We start from the raw sequence: 18004 nt of genomic DNA on the forward strand, positions 1-18004 counted from the left end.
CCTCCCGCGCGCATCCGCCGGACACGCGAAGAGGACGCCCGTCGATCGACGGGCGTCCTCTTCTGCGGGTGCGGATTACGCGCGCTTGCGCGAGGTGAGCACCTGGTCGACGATGCCGTACTCCAGCGCCTCGTTGGCCGAGAGGATCTTGTCGCGATCGATGTCGCGGTTGACCTGCTCGACCGGCTTGCCGGTGTGACGGGCCATGGTCTCCTCGAGCCAGGTGCGCATGCGGAGGATCTCCGCCGCCTGGATCTCGATGTCGGAGGCCTGACCGTGTCCGGCCTCCCCCATCGCCGGCTGGTGCATCAGCACGCGCGCGTTCGGCAGGGCGAGACGCTTGCCGGGGGCACCGGCCGCGAGCAACACGGAAGCGGCCGAGGCCGCCTGGCCGAGCACGACGGTCTGGATCTGCGGCGCGACGTACTGCATCGTGTCGTAGATCGCCGTCATCGCGGTGAACGAGCCACCCGGCGAGTTGATGTACATGGTGATGTCGCGCTCGGAGTCCTGGCTCTCCAGGACGAGGAGCTGCGCCATGACGTCGTCGGCCGACGCGTCGTCGACCTGCACGCCGAGGAAGATCACGCGGTCTTCGAACAGCTTGTTGTACGGGTCCTGGCGCTTGAAGCCGTAGGCGGTGCGCTCCTCGAACTGCGGCAGCACATACCGGCTGGAGGGCAGGTTTCCGGCGGACTGGAACGTGGGTGTGTACATGGTGTCCTCTCGAATCCTTACTCGACGCCCGTGCCGCCGCCGCCGGTGACGTCGCTGGCGTGCTCGCGGATGTGGTCGACGAAGCCGTACTCGAGGGCCTCCTCCGCCGTGAACCAGCGGTCGCGGTCGCCGTCGGCGTTGATCTGCTCGACGGGCTTGCCGGTCTGCGACGCCGTGATCTCGGCGAGGCGCTTCTTCATCGACAGGATGAGCTGCGCCTGGGTCTGGATGTCGCTCGCGGTGCCGCCGAAGCCGCCGTGCGGCTGGTGCAGCAGCACGCGGGCGTTCGGCGTGATGTAGCGCTTGCCCTTGGTGCCGCTCGTCAGCAGCAGCTGGCCCATGGACGCGGCCATGCCGATGCCGACGGTGACGATGTCGTTCGGCACGAACTGCATCGTGTCGTAGATCGCCATGCCCGCGGTGATCGAGCCGCCGGGCGAGTTGATGTAGAGGTAGATGTCCTTCTCGGAGTCTTCGGCGGCGAGAAGGAGGATCTTCGCGCAGATCTCGTTGGCGTTGTCGTCTCGCACCTCCGAGCCGAGCCAGATGATGCGGTCCTTCAGCAACCTGTCGAAGACGCTTGTCGCGACGAGGGGTTCAGCCATGTCAGCTCCTGCTTCCGTGTTTCAGTGATTCGAATCTACCGGCGCGCGCACAGCCCCTAGGTCGTGTTCGCCGTCGGCATATCAGGTGTCGCTGCCGGCGATCTCGTGCGCGTACGCCGTCATCGACCGGTGGTAGCGCGGCAGGTGCGGGACGAGCGCGAGGATGGCCACCGACAGGCCCTGCGCGGGCCGGCCGGCACTCGCGAGGATGAGGGCGTGCACCACTGCGACCGCGTCCCGATACGGCCCGTCCGCCGCGATCTCCTCCTCGGCGCGGATCACCCGCAGCGCCTCGTCGTAGTCCCCGAGGTTGCGCAGCGAGCTCGCGAGCTGGATCACGCACTGGGGGCGATGCTCCTCGTCGAGGCCGAGGGCCAGGGCGCGACGGTAGAGCTCCACGGCCTCCGCCGGGCGGCCGGCGGAATCGCGAGCACCGGCGCGCTCGAACTCGGCCCGGGCGTCGTCCGCACCCCGTTCGGCGGCGAGGGCGTCGATGCGGGCGATCGTCTCGTCGCCGACCTCCTCTCCGGAGGCCTCCGCCCACACCTGCTCGATGCGGTCGTCCCAGCTCGTCATCCTGTCGTCCTTCCCTCGATGAGAAAGAGGGCGGATGCCGCAGCACCCGCCCTCTTCACTCGACCGCGCCGATCACTCGGCGGTGTCGGCGTCCTTCTTGGCCGGAGCCTTCTTCGCCGCCGGCTTCTTGGCGGCGGGCTTCTTCTCCGCGGCGGGCTTCTCGTCCGCGTCGGCGTCCTTCTTGGCGGCCGCCTTCTTGGCCGGAGCCTTCTTCTTCGCGGCCGGCTTCTCCTCGGCCTCGGCGGGCTTCTCGTCCTCGGACTCGGCCTCGTCGTCGGTCACGACGAAGTCGGAGAGGTCGACGGCCTTGCCGTTGGTGTCCACGACCTTGACCTTGCCCAGCGCGATCGCGAGCGCCTTGTTGCGGGCGACCTCGCCGACCAGCGCGGGGAGCTGGTTCGAGGACTGCAGCGCCTCGACGAACTCCTGCGGTGCCATACCGTACTGCGCGGCGGACTGGATGAGGTACTGCGAGAGCTCCTCCTGCGAGACCTGCACGTCGGCCTGCTCGGCGATCGTGTCGAGCAGCACCTGCGTGCGGAACTGCTTCTCGCTGGCCTCGGTCACCTCGGCGCGGTGCACGTCGTCCTCGAGACGGCCCTCGCCCTCGAGGTGGTTGTGCACCTCGTCCTCGATGAGCTGCGGCGGGACCGGGATCTCGATCTGCGCGAGCAGCGTCTCGACGAGCTTGTCGCGGGCGGCGGAACCCTGCGTGAAGACGCCCTGCTGTTCGACGCGCTCGCGCAGGCTGTCGCGCAGCTCGGCGATCGTGTCGAACTCGCTCGCGATCTGCGCGAACTCGTCGTCGGCCTCGGGGAGCTCGCGCTCCTTGACGGCCTTGACGGTGACGGAGACCTCCGCCTCCTTGCCGGCGTGGTCGCCGCCGACGAGGGCGGAGCGGAAGGTGGTGTCCTCACCGGCGGTGAGCGACTCGATCGCGTCGTCGATGCCCTCGAGGAGCTCGCCGGAGCCGATCTCGTAGGAGACGCCCTCGGCGCGGTCGATCTCGGCGCCGTCGATGGTGGCGACGAGGTCCAGCTCGACGAAATCGCCCTTGGCTGCCGGGCGGTCGACGGGGATGAGCGTGCCGAAGCGGGCGCGCATGTTCTCCAGCTCAGCGTCGAGGGCGGCCTCGTCGGCCTCCACGGCGTCGACCTCGAGGGTGATGCCCGCGTAGTCCGGCAGCTCGATCTCCGGGCGCACGTCGACCTCGACGTCGACGAGCAGGTCGCCCGAGAAGTCCTTCTCGTTCGGCCACTGCGTGATCTCGGCCGACGGACGGCCGACGATGCGGAGCTTGTGCTCGGCGGTCGCCTCGCGGAAGAACTTGTCCAGGCCCTCGTTGACGGCGTGCTCGATGACGGCGCCGCGGCCGATGCGCTGGTCGATGATCGGAGCGGGCACCTTGCCCTTGCGGAAGCCGGGGATCTGGACGTCCTGCGCGATGTGCTCGTAGGCGTGCGCGATGCTGGGCTTGAGGTCGTCCGGGGTGACCGTGATGGTGAGCTTGACCCGGGTCGGGGTCAGCTTCTCGACGGTGCTGTTCGCCATGCTGGTGTGTTCTCCTTGTGGTTTCCGCGCGGAACGCGGCTGGAAGGTCGTGGGGTCGAGTCGGGGCGACAGGAGTTGAACCTGCGACCTCCCGCTCCCAAAGCGGGCGCTCTACCAAGCTGAGCTACGCCCCGGGGAATCCGCACGCAGATTCAGCCCCATCGAGTCTAACGGACAGGAGCACGCCCGACCGTCCGCTATGATCGATGGAGTCCGGACTCCGGTTCCGGGGGTGTAGCTCAATGGTAGAGTCTCAGTCTTCCAAACTGATTGCGCGGGTTCGATTCCCGTCACCCCCTCCACGTCGTCGCCTCGGTCGAATACGCTGACAGGATCAGCTCCCGACCGGAAGGCCTGCCGAGATGAGCGCCTCGTGACCGCACCTCCCCCGTCGGTTGCCGCGACCGCCACGAGGCCGACTCCGGGCGGGCATCGTCTCCCGCCCGTGCTCTCCTCCGCTCCCGTCCCGCCACGACCTCCGCGTGACCGGCGACGGCTGAGGGGCGTCCTCGCCGGCACCGTCGGCACGGTCGCGGTGTTGACGGGTCTCGGCATCACGCAGCTCGTCGCGAACCAGGGATACGACGAGGCCGCCAGCGGGGTCGAGGACGCCACCCGATCGGTGACCGCCCAGCAGACGGAACTCCAGCAGCGGACCGCCGATCTGATCGCGGCGACGGATGCCGGCCACGTCATCATCGACACCGGCGCGCCTGCCCTCGCCGTTCCCGAGGACCTCTGGACGGCCCTGGACTCCGCCGTGGCGGAGGGCGAGACCACCGGCGCCGAGGCCGAGGACGTCCTCGCGACGCGGCTCCCAGCCGACGAGACGAAACCCGGCTGGTTCTGGGACCTCTTCGCCGCGACGAGCCGTCTCGCCGAGGACCAGAGCATCCTGCGCGACGTCGCCGAGTCGATGGACAGCGCCTCCACGTCCGCCGCCGCGAGCGTGGACGCGGTCCGGACGAACGGCGTGGCCGTGCTCATCGCCGCAGCCGAGGCCGCAAGCGCCTTCGAGAGCGCGCATCCGTCGACCCGCAACGCCGCCGTGATCGCTCTGCGCGGAGCCGCCGCGGATGCTCTCGCCGTCACCGAGGTCGACGACGCGGCCGCGGCCGCCTACGTCGCCCTGCAGAAGGCGGCCACTGAGGTCGTCTCGGCGGAGAATGCCGAGCTGGCGGAGAAGGCGGGACCGCTCCGCGCCGCCCGACTGGCGATCGAGGCCTTCGCCCGGTCCCTCGCCCCCGGGGTCCTGCTCGAGTTCGACTGGGCCCCCGTCGTCAACGGCGCCGGGTACAACGGCAGCATGGGCGGGTACACGACCTGGTGGTGGGACACACCGGGACGCGCAGTCATCGAGCTGTCCGACTCGGTCGCGGAGCAGTGGCCCGCGGAACGCAGCAAGGCACTCGTCGCCCACGAGGTGGGCCACGCCATCAGCGTCAAATGTCAGGACATGTACGACTCGTCCACCCAGGACAGCATCGAGAAGTGGGCGACGGCCTGGGCGATCAGCATGGGCTTCACGGATGACGCGAACGGGGTCTGGGCCTACGGGTACCCGCCTCAGAACTACATCGACGCGGCGGCCGGCTGCCGCTGAGACGGAAGAAGCCGCCGTGGTCCCCACGGCGGCTTCTCCTCTCGCTCAGTCGGCGGTCACTGACCTCGACGCTCGCGAAGCTGGGTGAGGGCGTCCTCCAGGAGCTGGACGGCCTCCTCGTCCGTGCGACGCTCCTTCACGTATGCCAGGTGCGTCTTGTACGGCTCGGCCTTGGCGACGGCAGGAGGGTTCTCCTTGTCGCGCCCGGCCGGAAGACCGGACTGCGGGTGGTCGATGATCTCCGGGATCTCCTCCTCGGGGAGACCAGCTGCGAAGTAGCGGACCGTCTCGTTGCCGAGACCGTCCCAATACGACACCGCGATGCGGTCGGCGTGGTAGCCGTGGTCCTGCTCCCCCATGGGACCGGAACCGACACGGGTACCGCGTATCGCGTTTCCACCGGTAGCCATCAGATCACCTCGAACTTCGTGATGAGGCCGAGCGCCACGATGGCGATGAACCACGTGAGCGCCAGGACGACGGTGAAGCGGTTCAGGTTCCGCTCTGCGAGACCGGAGGAGCCGACCGCAGTGGTCATGCCGCCGCCGAACATGTCGGACAGGCCGCCGCCGCGACCCTTGTGCAAGAGGATGAGGAGAGTCAGCAGGACGCTGGTGATGCCCAGCACGACCTGCAGGACGAACTCGAGAATTGCCACGGAAAGAGCCTTTCGCTGGGGCCGGAGCGCCCCCGTAACGGTCAAGTATACGGTGCAGCGGGGCCGGAGCCCCGCCGCACTCACACGCCGACGTGCTTCTCGAAGCGGATGATCGCTGCGAACTCGTCGACGACGAGGCTCGCGCCGCCGACCAGAGCGCCGTCCACGTCGGGCTCGCGCATGAAGCTGGCGATGTTGGCCGCCTTGACCGATCCGCCGTAGAGGATGCGGGTGCGGGCCGCCGCCTCGTCGCCGAGGACCTTCGCGATCACACCGCGGAGCGCCGCGCAGACGTCCTGCGCCTGCTGCGGAGTCGCCGCCTGTCCCGATCCGATGGCCCAGACGGGCTCATACGCCACGACGATGTCAGCCGACGGGGAGACGCCCTGGAGGGCGGCCTCGAGCTGTCCGGCCGGAACCGCGCTGGCACCGAACTTCTCCAGGTCCTCCGCCGTCTCGCCGACGCAGATCACCGGGGAGAGGCCGTGCTTGAGCGCGGCCTTCACCTTTCCGGCCACGATCTCGTCGGACTCGGCGTGGTACTCGCGACGCTCGGAGTGTCCGATGATGACATACTTCGCGTCGAGCTTCGCCAGGAACGCCCCGGAGATCTCGCCCGTGTACGCACCGGAGTCGTGCGCCGAGACGTCCTGCGCACCGAACGCGAACGGGATCTTGTCCGCGTCGATCAGCGTCTGCACGCTGCGGATGTCGGTGAAGGGCGGGAAGACCGCCACCTCCACGGATCCGTCCTCGTGCTTGGCGTCCTTCAGCGTCCAGTGCAGCTTCTGCACGAACGCCACCGCCTGCAGGTGATCCAGGTTCATCTTCCAGTTGCCCGCGATCAGCGGGGTACGGGAGCTCACGCCCATCCGAGGACCTCCAGCCCAGGTAGTTTCTTGCCCTCGAGGAATTCGAGGCTCGCGCCGCCGCCGGTCGAGATGTGCCCGAACTGGTCGTCGGTGAATCCGAGCTGACGGACGGCTGCGGCGGAGTCGCCGCCACCGACCACGCTGAGGCCGTCGACCTCGGTTAGCGCCTGCGCGACGGCCTTCGTGCCCGCGGCGAACGCCGGGAACTCGAACACGCCCATCGGGCCGTTCCAGAACACGGTCTTCGACCCGCGGATGACCTCGGCGAAGCGCGCCGCGGTCTCCGGCCCGATGTCGAGGCCGATGCCCGACGAGCCGAACGCCGTCTCCTCGATCGCGTCCGCGGCGGCCACCTCGTGGTCCGCGTCGGCGCCGAAGGACGCGGCGACCACCACATCGGTGGGGAGCACGAGCTCCACGCCGCGCTCTGCCGCTTCGGCGATGTACCCGCGCACGGTCTCGAGCTGGTCCTCCTCGAGGAGGCTCGACGCGACGGCATGGCCCTGCGCCTTCAGGAAGGTGAAGAGCATGCCGCCGCCGACGAGGATGCGGTCGACCCGCGGGAGCAGGTGCGAGATGACTCCGAGCTTGTCGCTCACCTTGGACCCGCCGAGCACCACCGCGTACGGCCGCTCCGGGTTCTCCGTCAAGCGGTCGAGCACGTCGAGCTCGGTCGCGATCAGGAGGCCGGCCGCCGAGGGCAGCAGCTTCGCGAGGTCGTAGACGCTCGCCTGCTTGCGGTGTACGACGCCGAAGCCGTCGGAGACGAGCACGTCGCCCAGCTCCGCGAGCTGCGCCGCGAAGGCGCCACGCTCGGCGTCGTCCTTCGAGGTCTCCCCCGGGTTGAACCGGAGGTTCTCGATCACGACGACCTGGCCGTTCTCGAGGGACGCCACGGCATCCTTCGCGGCCTCGCCGACCGTGTCGCCCGCGAAGGCGACCGGCGCGCCGAGCAGCTCGGACAGCCGCTGGGCGACCGGCTCGAGGCTGTACTGCGGGTCGGGGGCGCCGTCGGGGCGGCCGAGGTGCGAGCAGACGACGACGCGGGCGCCCGCGTCGATGAGGGTCTTCAGGGTCGGCAGCGAGGCGCGGACACGGCCATCGTCCGTGATGACCCCGTCCCGCAGGGGGACGTTCAGATCACAACGGACGATGACGCGCTTGCCCTCGAGCGAACCCAGTGAGTCCAGGGTGCGCAGAGTCATGTGTCGGAGCTCAGATGCGCTCGGCGACGTACTCGGTCAGGTCGACGAGACGGTTGGAGTAGCCCCACTCGTTGTCGTACCAGCTCGAGACCTTGATCAGGTTGCCGCTGACGTTGGTGAGCGTGGAGTCGAAGATCGACGAGTGCGGGTTGTGCACGATGTCGCTCGACACGATCGGGTCCTCGTTGTACTGCAGGTACCCGGCCAGACGACCCTCGGCCGCGGCCTTCTTGTAGGCCTCGTTGACCTCGTCCACCGTGAGGTTCTCGCGGTCCGTGATGAGCGTGAGGTCGACGATCGAGCCCGTGGGGACCGGCACGCGGTACGACGAGCCGCTGAGCTTGCCGTTCAGCTCCGGGAGGACGAGGCCGATGGCCTTCGCGGCACCCGTCGAGGCCGGCGTGATGTTGATCGCGGCGGCGCGGGCGCGGCGGAGGTCCTTGTGGGGGCCGTCTTGCAGGTTCTGGTCGGCGGTGTACGCGTGGGCCGTCATCATGAAGCCGCGGTCGATGCCGAAGGCGTCGTTGAACACCTTGGCCAGCGGCGCGAGGCAGTTCGTGGTGCAGGAGGCGTTGGAGATGATGTGGTCCGTCTCCGGGTTGTACGTCTCCTCGTTCACGCCCATGACGATGGTGCGGTCGTCACCCGTGGCCGGAGCCGAGATGAGGACCTTCTTCGCACCGGCGTCGATGTGCTTGCGCGCGGCGTCGGCGTTGGTGAAGAAGCCGGTGGACTCGATGACGATGTCCACGCCCAGCTCGCCCCACGGGAGGTTGGCGGGGTCACGCTCTGCGAAGGCCTTGATCTCCTTGCCGTCGACGGTGATGCTGTCGTCGTCGTACGTGATCTCGGCGTCGAGGACGCCGCTGACCGAGTCGTACTTCAGCAGGTGTGCCAGGGTCTTGTTGTCGGTGAGGTCGTTGACCGCGACGATCTCAAGGTCTGCTCCCTGCGCGAGAGCTGCGCGGAAGTAGTTGCGTCCGATGCGGCCGAAGCCGTTGATACCGATCTTGACAGACACTCAGGTCTCCCTGTTTCTCATGCGCCGAGCGCCGCCGTCGAGCGTGCGCCATGCGCGGGTTTTTTGGCTGAGATGGCGCCCCGACGAGCCGTGGGCCCGCCGGGACGCGACCCGATTACGACAGTACCAGCAGGCCGTTCGTCTGCTGACGGGCGACCTCGAGGCGCTGGGCGACGTTCTCCCAGTTGGCGATGTTCCACGCGGCCTTGACGTAGTCGGCCTTCACGTTGAGGTAGTCGAGGTAGAAGGCGTGCTCCCACATGTCCAGCTGGAACAGCGGGATGGTGCCCTGCGCGGTGTTCGACTGCTGGTCGAAGAGCTGCTGGATGATGAGGCGCGAGCCGATCGAGTCCCAGCTCAGGACGGCCCAGCCGGAACCCTGGATCCCGGTGGCGGCGGCGGTGAAGTGCGCCTGGAACTTCTCGAAGGAGCCGAAGTACTCGTCGATGGCCGCCTTGAGCTCGCCCTCGGGCTGGCCGCCGCCGTTCGGCGAGAGGTTGGTCCAGAAGATCGAGTGGTTGACGTGGCCGCCGAGGTTGAACGCGAGGTCCTTCTCGAGCTTGTTCACGTTCGCGAGGTTGCCGCTCTCGCGGGCCTCGGCCAGCTGCTCCAGGGCGGTGTTGGCGCCCGCGACGTAAGTCGCGTGGTGCTTGTCGTGGTGCAGCTCCATGATCTTGCCGCTGATGTGCGGCTCGAGAGCGGCGAAGTCGTAGGGAAGGTCGGGGAGCGTGTAGGTTGCCATATCGCATTCATCCAATCCGCGCCGCGCCGCGGCGCTTGCCGATGCTCCGCGTCGCCGATGTGCGACGGAGAGCGGACGACTTTCATCCTACTGACGACAACGCCTCGGGTGTCCGGATCCTTCCGGGGGTTGACACGCCGTCCAGGGCGGCGTCACCCGAGTCAGACGTCGAGCCCTGCGGGGACGGCGGCCTCGGTCCCCGGGATGCCCTCCTGCTGCGCGCGCTTGTCGGCCATCGCCAGCAGGCGGCGGATGCGGCCGGCCACGGCGTCCTTCGTGAGCGGAGGGTCGGCGTGGTGTCCCAGCTCGTCGAGGCTGGCGTCCCGGTGTGCGAGGCGGAGCTCGCCGGCGACGCGGAGGTGGTCGGGCACCTCGTCGGCCAGGATCTCGAGAGCGCGTTCGACGCGGGCGCATGCCGCCACGGCCGCCTGCGCGGAACGGCGGAGGTTCGCATCGTCGAAGTTGACGAGGCGGTTGACGCCGGCGCGCACCTCGCGGCGCTGTCGCAGCTCTTCCCAGGCGAGGGCGGTGCGCTGGGCACCCATCTCGCTGAGGATGGTGCGGATGGCCTCGCCCTCGCGGACGACGACGCGGGGAAGCCCGCGGACCTCGCGGGCCTTCGCGGCGACGCCGAGACGGTGAGCGGCACCCACGAGCGCCATGGCCGCCTCGGACGACGGGCAGGCGACCTCGAGCATGGCGGAGCGGCCCGGCTCGCTGAGCGTCCCCGCGGCGAGGAACGCCCCGCGCCAGAGACCGGCGACCTCCGCGCGGGAACCCGTGGTGAGGCGGTTCGGGAGTCCGCGGACCGGGCGGCGACGCTGGTCGAGCAGTCCGGTCTGGCGGGCCAGGGTCTCCCCCTGCGCGATGACGCGCACGGCCCAGCGGGCGCCGTCGTTGGCGGTGCTCGACTGCACCTGCGCGATCTCGGGACGGACGCCGTAGATCTCGGCGAGGTCACGGGCCACACGGCGGGCGAGGGTCTCGGCATCGACCTCCGCCTCCACGGCCACTCGGCCGGCGATGGAGTGCAGACCACCGGCGAACCGGAGGATGGCCGTCACCTCAGCGACGCGCACCGTCGGGGGTGCATTGCGGATGCTGACGAGCTCAGCCTTGACGTCGGTGGTTAGTGCCACGAGACTCCTTCACGTTCACGCGCCGGGTCGCGACGCAAACCTCCAGCTTACTCGCTCGGGGGCCTATTCCCTGCCGAGGTCACGGTGGCGGACGTTGACCGCGACGCCCGGGATTCCCGCCAGTCGACGGGCGAGCTCCTCGGACATGGCGACCGAACGGTGCTTGCCTCCCGTGCATCCGATGGCGATCGTGGAGTGGCTCTTGTTCTCGCGCTGGTACCCCTCGAGGACGGGGACGAGAGCCTTCGCGTAGGCGTCGAGGAACTCCTCCGCGCCGTCGCGGGAGAGCACGTACTCGCGTACCGTCTCGTCCTGCCCCGTGAGTCCGCGCAGGTCTTCATTCCAGTACGGGTTGGGAAGGAACCGCATGTCGGCGACCACGTCGACGTCGGTGGGGAGCCCGTACTTGAATCCGAAGCTGAGCAGCGTGACCCGGTGCCGCGCCTCCCCCTCCTCGGAGAAGATGTCGGACACCTTCGTCGCCAGCTGATGGATGTTCAACGCCGTGGTGTCGATCACGAGGTCTGCGGCCTCGCGGATCGGCGCCAGCCGGGTGCGCTCGGTGCGGATGCCGTCGAGGAGCGTCCCATCGCCCTGCAGCGGGTGGGGGCGACGCACCGCCTCGAACCGACGGACGAGGACGTCGTCGGACGCATCGAGGAACAGCACGCGGATCGATCCCCGGGTGCGCAGCACACGCGCCACCTCGGGGAAGTCGTCGAAGAGGTTGCGACCGCGGACGTCGACCACCGCGGCGACCTTCGGCAGCGAATCCCCGCCCATGCCGGTGAGGTCGAGCAGCGGACGGAGAATCTGCGGCGGCAGGTTGTCCACGACGTACCAGCCGAGATCCTCGAGCGCATTGGCCACCGTGGTGCGCCCCGCGCCGGACATCCCGGTGACGATGAGGAACTCGCCCTTCTCCCCGTCAGACATCGCTACTCACTGCTCCTTCTCCCCCTCGGCCTCCCAGCCTAGCGAGTGGACAGGTGCGTATGGATGTTCTGGGCCAGCACCGGTCCGATCCCCTGGACCTCCTGGATCTGGTGGGGTTCGGCGGCGCGCAGCGCCGTGACCGAGCCGAAGTGCTTCAGCAGGACCTTGATCCGCGACGCACCCAGACCGGGCACCTCGGCGAGCACCGTCGTGATGTCCTTCTTGCGCTTCTTCCGCTGGTGCGTGATGGCGAATCGATGCGCCTCATCGCGAAGCCGCTGGAGCAGGTAGAGAGATTCGCTGGTCCGCGGGAGGATGACCGGGAAGTCGTCTCCCGGAAGCCAGATCTCCTCCAGGCGCTTGGCGATGCCGCAGACGGCGATCTCGGTGTGTCCGGAGTCGCGGAGGGCTCGGGCCGCGGCCTCGACCTGGGGCTGCCCTCCGTCCACGAGCAGCAGCTGCGGTGGGTAGGCGAACCGGGGCTTCCGGCGCACACCCGCCTCGCCGACGTCTTCCGCGACCACCTCGTCGGTGGTCGGGTCGACGGTCTCCTGCTCCTCCGGGCGGTCGAGGTAGGCCAGCCGACGCCGCAGCACCTGGTACATGGAGTCGGTGTCGTCGGTCGTCTCCGCGATGTTGAAGGTGCGGTACTGGTCCTTGCGCGGCAGCCCGTCCTCGAACACGACCATGGAAGCGACCACGTTCGTGCCCCCGAGGTGCGAGATGTCGAAGCACTCGATCCGGAGCGGCGCCTCCTCCATGCCCAGCGCTTCCTGCAGATCGGTCAGCGCCTGCGTGCGCGCGACGTAGTCGCTCGTCCGACGCGTCTTGTGCCTGATCAGCGCCTGCTGGGCGTTCAGGGTGGCCGTGCGCATGAGGTCGGCCCGCTGGCCGCGGTGCGCCACCGCGATCTCGACCTTCCGGCCTCGACGTCCACGCAGCCACACCTCCAGCTCGGAGGCGTCGTCGGGAAGCACCGGGACCAGGATGCGGCGCGGCACGTCCTGCGCCTCCCCGTAGGCCTGCTGGAGGACCTGCTCCACGAGCTCCCCTCCGGAGATGTCGATCTCCTTCTCGATCGTGAGGGCTCTGACACCTCGGACACGACCGCCGCGGATGACGAAGTGCTGCACCGCGGCGGCGAGCTCGTCCTCGGCGATGCCGAACAGGTCGGCGTCCTCGTCCGCCGGCAGCACGAGGGCGCTCTTGCCGAGCACGGCCTCGATCGCGGAGAGCTTGTCCCGGTACTTCGCGGCCGCCTCGTAGTCCATGGCCGCCGACGCGGCGAGCATGCGCTGCGTGAGCTCGCGGGTGAAGCGTTCGTCACCGCCCGCCATGAACGCGACGAAGTCGTCGACCATGGCCCGATGCTCCTCGATCGACACCGTCATCGAGCACGGCCCCCCGCACTTGCCGATCTGCCCGGGGAAGCACGGGCGGCCCGTCTGCATCGCACGCTTGTAGCTCGCGTCGCTGCAGGTGCGGATGGGGAAGGCTTTGATCATCAGGTCGATGGTCTCGTGCACCGCCCAGACCTTCGGATAGGGACCGAAGTAGCGGGCTCCGGGGATCTTCCGGTTCCGGGTCACGAGCACGCGCGGCGCCTCGTCCCCCAGCGTCACGGCCATGAACGGGTACGACTTGTCGTCCCGGTACTTGACGTTGAACGGCGGATCGAACTCCTTGATCCACATGTATTCGAGCTGGAGGGAGTCGACGTCGGTGGGCACGACCGTCCACTCCACCGACGCCGCCGTCGTCACCATCCGACGCGTGCGCTCATGCAGCGTCCGCAGCGGAGCGAAGTAGTTCGACAGCCGCTGACGGAGGTTCTTCGCCTTCCCGACGTACAGCACCCGGCCGTTGGCGTCGCGGAACCGGTACACCCCCGGGTCGGTCGGGATCTCGCCCGCCCGGGGCTTGTACGGCAGCACGTCGGCCATCAGCTGGCCTTCCGCGCGGAGCGCCCCTCACCCAGGATCTCGGCGAGGAACTGGCCGGTGTGGCTCTCCTCGACCCGCGCGATCTGCTCCGGCGTGCCGGTGGCGAGGATCGTGCCGCCGCCGGAACCGCCCTCCGGACCCAGGTCGATCACCCAGTCGGCCGACTTGATCACGTCGAGGTTGTGCTCGATCACGATCACCGTGTTGCCCTTGTCGACCAGACCGTTCAGCACCTCGAGGAGCTTGCGCACGTCTTCGAAGTGCAGACCCGTCGTCGGCTCGTCGAGCACGTAGATGCTCCGACCGTTGCTACGGCGCTGGAGCTCGGTCGCGAGCTTCACGCGCTGCGCCTCACCGCCGGAGAGCGTCGTCGCCGACTGCCCGAGGCGCACGTACCCCAGCCCCACGTCGACCAGGGTCTTCATGTAGCGGTGGATGGCCTGGATCGGCTCGAAGAACTCGGCCGCCTCCTCGATGGGCATCTCCAGCACCTCGGCGATGTTCTTGCCCTTGTAGTGCACGGCCAGTGTGTCGCGGTTGTACCGCTTGCCGTGGCAGACCTCGCAGTCCACATACACGTCCGGGAGGAAGTTCATCTCGATCCTGATCGTGCCGTCACCCGAGCAGGCCTCGCAGCGTCCGCCCTTGACGTTGAAGCTGAACCGGCCCGGCTGGTAGCCACGGACCTTCGCCTCGGGCGTCTCGCTGAAGAGCGTGCGGATGCGGTCGAAGACGCCGGTGTAGGTCGCCGGGTTCGATCGCGGGGTGCGGCCGATCGGCGCCTGGTCGACGTGTACGACCTTGTCGAGGTTGTCGAGCCCGGTCACGCGGGTGTGCTTGCCCGGCACCGTCCGCGCCCCGTTGAGCCGCGACGCGAGCACCTGATACAGGATGTCGTTCACGAGGGACGACTTCCCGGATCCGCTGACGCCGGTGACCGCGGTGAGGACGCCGAGCGGGAAGTCGGCCGTGACGTTGCGGAGGTTGTTGGCGCGCGCGCCCACGACGCTCAGCATGCGCTTCTTGTCGATCTTCCGGCGCTTCGCCGGCATCGGGATCTCCCGACGGCCCGAGAGGTAGTCGCCGGTCATGGAGTCGGTGTCGGCGAGAAGCGCGGAGTACGGCCCGGAGTGGACCACCGCTCCGCCGTTCACGCCCGCGCCGGGACCGATGTCGACCACCCAGTCCGCGGCCTCGATCGTCTCCTCGTCGTGCTCGACGACGATCAGTGTGTTGCCGAGATCGCGCAGCGTGAGCAGCGTCTCGATGAGTCGGCGGTTGTCGCGCTGGTGCAGTCCGATCGACGGCTCGTCGAGGACGTAGAGCACGCCGGTCAGACCGGAGCCGATCTGCGTGGCGAGGCGGATGCGCTGGGCCTCACCACCCGACAGCGAGCCCGCCGAACGGCTGAGGTTGAGGTACGACAGACCGACCTGGAGCAGGAAGTCGAGGCGCAGGCGGATCTCACGGAGCACCTGGGCGGCGATCTTGGCCTCGCGATCGGTGAGCTGCAGCTTCTCCATGAAGGCCCGGGCATCGGCCAGGCTCAGGTGCGAGACCTCGGCGATGGAGTGACCGTGCACCTGCACGGCCAGCACCTCGGGCTTGAGACGGTCGCCGTTGCAGACCGGGCACGGGACCTCGCGGAGATACTCGCCCCACCGGCTGCGCTGGGTGTCGGACTCGGCCTGCAGGTACTGCCGCTCGATGTACGGCACCACGCCCTCGAAGCCGGAGGCATAGCGCATCTCACGGCCGTAGCGGTTCTTCCACTTGACGGTGACCTTGTAGTTCTCTCCGCGCAGCACCGCTTCCTTGACGTCGGAGTGCAGGTCGCGCCACGGGGTGTCGAGGGAGAAGTCGAGGTCGCGGGAGAGTCCTTCGAGCAGCCGCTCGTAGTACTGGAAGAGGCCCTTGCCCTGTGTGGTCCACGGGATGATGACGCCCTCTCGGATCGAGAGGTCTTCGTCGCCGAGCATCAGATCGACGTCCACCGACATGCGGGTGCCGAGGCCCGAGCAGGCAGGGCAGGCGCCGAACGGCGCGTTGAAGGAGAACGTGCGCGGCTCGATCTCGGTGAGGGTGAGCGCGTGGCCGTTGGGGCACGCGAGCTTCTCCGAGAAGGTCTGCCAGGCGTCGTCGCCCTCGCCGTCGACGTAGTTGATCTGCACCACACCGCCGGCGAGTCCGAGAGCGGTCTCCACCGAGTCGGTCACGCGTCCGAGGATGTCCGGCGAGGCGACGAGGCGGTCGACGACCACGGCGATGTCGTGCTTGTAGCTCTTCTTGAGCGTCGGCGGCTCGGCCAGCTGGATGAGCTCGCCGTCGACGATCGCCCGCGAGTATCCCTTCGCCCCGAGCTCCCGGAACAGGTCGACGAACTCGCCCTTCTTCTGCGAGACGATCGGCGCGACGACCTGGTAGCGGGTGCGCTCCGGGAGCTCCATGAGCTGGTCGGCGATCTGCTGGACGGTCTGACGCTGGATCTTCTCCCCGCACACCGGACAGTGCGGAACGCCGATGCGCGCCCAGAGCAGACGCATGTAGTCGTAGATCTCGGTGATCGTGCCGACCGTCGACCGCGGGTTGCGGTTCGTCGACTTCTGATCGATCGACACCGCCGGGCTCAGCCCCTCGATGAAGTCGACGTCCGGCCGGTCGACCTGGCCGAGGAACTGTCGCGCGTAGGCGCTCAGCGACTCGACGTACCGACGCTGCCCCTCGGCGAAGATCGTGTCGAAGGCGAGGCTCGACTTCCCCGATCCGGAGAGGCCGGTGAAGACCACCATCGAGTCACGGGGGATGTCGATGTCGACGTTCTTGAGATTGTGCACGCGGGCGCCGCGGACACTGAGTTTTCCTGGGGAAGCAACGGGGACGATGGGCACCGAACAAGTCTACGAGGGGCCACGGACATCGGCTCCGAGAACGCCCAACGCCTCGGCTCCCGCGGCCGCGTCGTCGGCCCGTCTCGCGGCGCGGACCGCGAGCAGGACGCCGGCCAGCAGCATCGCGGCGGCGACCGGCGCGAGGAGCGCGGTCGTGCCGGTGAGCTGCCGCTGGGCGAGCAGCCACACTCCGAACGCGACCGGCTGCGCGAGCAGCTGGACCGTGAGGAAGCGGCCGATGGTCGGGATCAGGACGGGCAGGGCCACACGCGAGGTCAGCGGCACCACGAGACTCAGCGACGCGCACACATGCAGAGCGTGCACGAACAGCAGCGCCCATGCCGTCCGACCGGGATCCGGTTCCGTGAGGATCACCCCGAACGGTAGGCATGCCAGCGCCACCCAGGCGGCGAGGCTGCGCGGGATCGCGACGGCGACGAGCGCGGCGAGCACCGCGATGCCGTGCCACAGCGGGAACGGGATCAGCAGCAGGGCTCCGCCGGTGGCCACGGCGACCACCGCGAGCCGGATGACGGCGCCCGGCACCGCGGCGCCGATGTGGAACGAGCGGATGGGACGACTCATCGGCGCCCCGTCCGCCGACGCGCGAGGCGATGCCCCGCCAGCCGCATCGCCGCATCGGCTCCGCTCGACCACGGCACCACCTCGATGCCCGCGTGTGCCAGCTCGGTCAGGATGTCCGCGCGCTCGGCGAGCAGCGTGCGGAGCGCGATCCGCTGTTCCCGGGTGAGACGGGTCTCCTCGGGCACAGGGAGCACATCGACGGCCACGACGGCGTGACCGGCGGCGCGCCAGCTCGTCGCCAGCCGCGCGGCGACGCCGTCGACGAACGTCGAGAGCACGAAGACGATCGACCCGGGCGGCACCACCGGCGAGCGACGGTACGAGGGGTCGATGCCGAGACCGGTGGCGGCGATGGCGCGGCGGAGACGGGCGAGGTGCCGCACTCCGCCGCCGGACGGCAGCGAGACCCCGCCCGGGGAGAGCGCGTGATAGGCGACACGGTCCCCGACGCCGATGGCGGTCGTGGCGATCGCGAGGGCCGCTTCGCGCGCGTGGTCGAGCGAGGTGACTCCGGAGCGATCGGCGTCGCCGCTCCCCCACGCCGCGACGACGGCACCCAGGTCCTCGGCGGTATCGATCGCGATGACCACCGAGGAATCGCTCAGCGCGTCGTCCCTGCGCACCAGGAGGTCGCCGGGGCGACGGCCAGCCCTCGCGGTCGCGCGCCAGTCCACCCGTCTGAGCTCATCCCCCGGGACGAAGGGCTGAATGTCGCGGAAGTCCCCGCCTTGACCTGGACGCGTGCCCGGATGCGCACCGTGGAGTCCGGTGAGTCGCGGCGCCACCGGGAGGGCGCTGATCCGCGCGTCACGCGGCGGCGCGTTCCAGGCGACGGCCGTCCGGGGAAGCAGCCCCGTGACCCAGGCACCGTCGAGGTCGAATCCCCGCGCGGTCACGCCGAGCGGCTCGCTCGGGCCGGAGTGCTGCAGGGTGCTGCGCGCGGTGACGCACGCGGCGCCCGGC

17 protein-coding genes and 2 tRNA genes are annotated in these 18004 nt (G+C 69.1%); 2 read left to right on the plus strand and 17 right to left on the minus strand.

The features are described 5' to 3' along the window. Nucleotides 1-75: 75 nt before the first annotated feature. The 5 genes from DW296_RS06935 to DW296_RS06955 form a co-directional block, all read right to left on the minus strand. On the minus strand, nt 76-717 hold the full coding sequence (locus tag DW296_RS06935) for an ATP-dependent Clp protease proteolytic subunit (RefSeq protein WP_025105017.1): 642 nt from the start codon (nt 715-717) through the stop codon (nt 76-78). A gap of 17 nt (nt 718-734) precedes the next feature. Further along, entirely contained in the window at nt 735-1322 is a 588-nt protein-coding gene (locus tag DW296_RS06940; protein ID WP_025105018.1) for an ATP-dependent Clp protease proteolytic subunit, read from the minus strand. Between the two features lie 81 nt (nt 1323-1403). Further along, nucleotides 1404-1898 carry a tetratricopeptide repeat protein gene (locus DW296_RS06945; RefSeq protein WP_025105019.1) on the minus strand — a complete coding sequence of 165 codons (495 nt, stop codon included), beginning with the start codon at nt 1896-1898 and terminating at the stop codon, nt 1404-1406. Nucleotides 1899-1970: 72 nt separating this feature from the next. Continuing rightward, nucleotides 1971-3449: a trigger factor gene (tig, locus tag DW296_RS06950; RefSeq protein WP_085607830.1), complete on the minus strand. Its 1479-nt coding sequence runs from the start codon at nt 3447-3449 to the stop codon at nt 1971-1973. A gap of 60 nt (nt 3450-3509) precedes the next feature. Next, a tRNA-Pro gene (locus DW296_RS06955) sits at nt 3510-3583 on the minus strand. A 94-nt stretch (nt 3584-3677) separates the two neighbouring features. Between DW296_RS06955 and DW296_RS06960 the strand changes: the two genes are divergently transcribed. Together DW296_RS06960 and DW296_RS06965 are read left to right on the plus strand one after the other, a co-directional pair. Then, nucleotides 3678-3751: transfer RNA gene (locus tag DW296_RS06960), tRNA-Gly, on the plus strand. 71 nt (nt 3752-3822) lie between these two features. Beyond that, nucleotides 3823-5052, plus strand: a complete 1230-nt coding sequence (locus tag DW296_RS06965; RefSeq protein ID WP_136051648.1) for a hypothetical protein — start codon at nt 3823-3825, stop codon at nt 5050-5052. A gap of 56 nt (nt 5053-5108) precedes the next feature. On the opposite strand, the gene DW296_RS06970 is transcribed toward DW296_RS06965, so the two are convergent. From DW296_RS06970 to DW296_RS07025, 12 genes are all read right to left on the minus strand, one after another. After that, nucleotides 5109-5462 carry an RNA polymerase-binding protein RbpA gene (locus DW296_RS06970; protein WP_025105022.1) on the minus strand — a complete coding sequence of 118 codons (354 nt, stop codon included), beginning with the start codon at nt 5460-5462 and terminating at the stop codon, nt 5109-5111. Continuing rightward, nucleotides 5462-5710 (minus strand): preprotein translocase subunit SecG, encoded by a 249-nt coding sequence (gene secG, locus DW296_RS06975; protein ID WP_025105023.1) that lies wholly within the window; start codon nt 5708-5710, stop codon nt 5462-5464. Before secG ends, DW296_RS06970 begins: the two co-directional genes overlap by 1 nt. 80 nt (nt 5711-5790) lie before the next feature. Further along, nucleotides 5791-6582, minus strand: coding sequence for a triose-phosphate isomerase (gene tpiA / locus DW296_RS06980; protein WP_025105024.1), 792 nt, complete (start codon nt 6580-6582; stop codon nt 5791-5793). After that, nucleotides 6573-7787: a phosphoglycerate kinase gene (locus tag DW296_RS06985; protein WP_102209576.1), complete on the minus strand. Its 1215-nt coding sequence runs from the start codon at nt 7785-7787 to the stop codon at nt 6573-6575. The genes tpiA and DW296_RS06985 overlap by 10 nt, the downstream gene beginning before the upstream one ends. Nucleotides 7788-7797: 10 nt before the next feature. Next, a complete protein-coding gene (gene gap, locus DW296_RS06990; protein WP_025105026.1) occupies nt 7798-8808 on the minus strand; it encodes a type I glyceraldehyde-3-phosphate dehydrogenase in 1011 nt (336 codons plus the stop codon). Between the two features lie 115 nt (nt 8809-8923). Further along, entirely contained in the window at nt 8924-9550 is a 627-nt protein-coding gene (locus DW296_RS06995) for a superoxide dismutase (RefSeq protein WP_025105027.1), read from the minus strand. A gap of 161 nt (nt 9551-9711) precedes the next feature. Next, on the minus strand, nt 9712-10689 hold the full coding sequence (gene whiA / locus DW296_RS07000) for a DNA-binding protein WhiA (RefSeq protein WP_060921191.1): 978 nt from the start codon (nt 10687-10689) through the stop codon (nt 9712-9714). A gap of 63 nt (nt 10690-10752) precedes the next feature. Beyond that, complete coding sequence (gene rapZ, locus DW296_RS07005) at nt 10753-11625, minus strand: RNase adapter RapZ (RefSeq protein WP_060921192.1); 873 nt, start codon at nt 11623-11625, stop codon at nt 10753-10755. 38 nt (nt 11626-11663) lie between these two features. Further along, nucleotides 11664-13568 carry an excinuclease ABC subunit UvrC gene (gene uvrC, locus DW296_RS07010; protein WP_136051649.1) on the minus strand — a complete coding sequence of 635 codons (1905 nt, stop codon included), beginning with the start codon at nt 13566-13568 and terminating at the stop codon, nt 11664-11666. Further along, nucleotides 13568-16456, minus strand: a complete 2889-nt coding sequence (gene uvrA, locus DW296_RS07015; protein ID WP_136051650.1) for an excinuclease ABC subunit UvrA — start codon at nt 16454-16456, stop codon at nt 13568-13570. Before uvrA ends, uvrC begins: the two co-directional genes overlap by 1 nt. Nucleotides 16457-16465: 9 nt before the next feature. Then, a complete protein-coding gene (locus DW296_RS07020; protein ID WP_136051651.1) occupies nt 16466-17041 on the minus strand; it encodes a hypothetical protein in 576 nt (191 codons plus the stop codon). Further along, on the minus strand, nt 17038-18004 hold a 967-nt coding region (locus DW296_RS07025), incomplete at its 5' end, for a DUF58 domain-containing protein (protein WP_136051652.1). The genes DW296_RS07025 and DW296_RS07020, both read right to left, overlap by 4 nt.

This window comes from Microbacterium sp. K36, assembly GCF_004794355.1.
Taxonomy (GTDB): Bacteria; Actinomycetota; Actinomycetes; order Actinomycetales; family Microbacteriaceae; genus Microbacterium; species Microbacterium paraoxydans_D.

Excerpts from the sequence above, each read along its gene's own strand:
- DW296_RS06935 (WP_025105017.1), bottom strand. The coding sequence starts at position 717 with ATGTACACACCCACGTTCCAGTCCGCCGGAAACCTGCCCTCCAGCCGG.
- DW296_RS06940 (WP_025105018.1), bottom strand. The coding sequence starts at position 1,322 with ATGGCTGAACCCCTCGTCGCGACAAGCGTCTTCGACAGGTTGCTGAAG.
- DW296_RS06945 (WP_025105019.1), bottom strand. The coding sequence starts at position 1,898 with ATGACGAGCTGGGACGACCGCATCGAGCAGGTGTGGGCGGAGGCCTCC.
- tig (WP_085607830.1), bottom strand. The coding sequence starts at position 3,449 with ATGGCGAACAGCACCGTCGAGAAGCTGACCCCGACCCGGGTCAAGCTC.
- DW296_RS06970 (WP_025105022.1), bottom strand. The coding sequence starts at position 5,462 with ATGGCTACCGGTGGAAACGCGATACGCGGTACCCGTGTCGGTTCCGGT.
- tpiA (WP_025105024.1), bottom strand. The coding sequence starts at position 6,582 with ATGGGCGTGAGCTCCCGTACCCCGCTGATCGCGGGCAACTGGAAGATG.
- DW296_RS06985 (WP_102209576.1), bottom strand. The coding sequence starts at position 7,787 with ATGACTCTGCGCACCCTGGACTCACTGGGTTCGCTCGAGGGCAAGCGC.
- DW296_RS06995 (WP_025105027.1), bottom strand. The coding sequence starts at position 9,550 with ATGGCAACCTACACGCTCCCCGACCTTCCCTACGACTTCGCCGCTCTC.
- rapZ (WP_060921192.1), bottom strand. The coding sequence starts at position 11,625 with ATGTCTGACGGGGAGAAGGGCGAGTTCCTCATCGTCACCGGGATGTCC.
- uvrC (WP_136051649.1), bottom strand. The coding sequence starts at position 13,568 with ATGGCCGACGTGCTGCCGTACAAGCCCCGGGCGGGCGAGATCCCGACC.
- DW296_RS07020 (WP_136051651.1), bottom strand. The coding sequence starts at position 17,041 with ATGAGTCGTCCCATCCGCTCGTTCCACATCGGCGCCGCGGTGCCGGGC.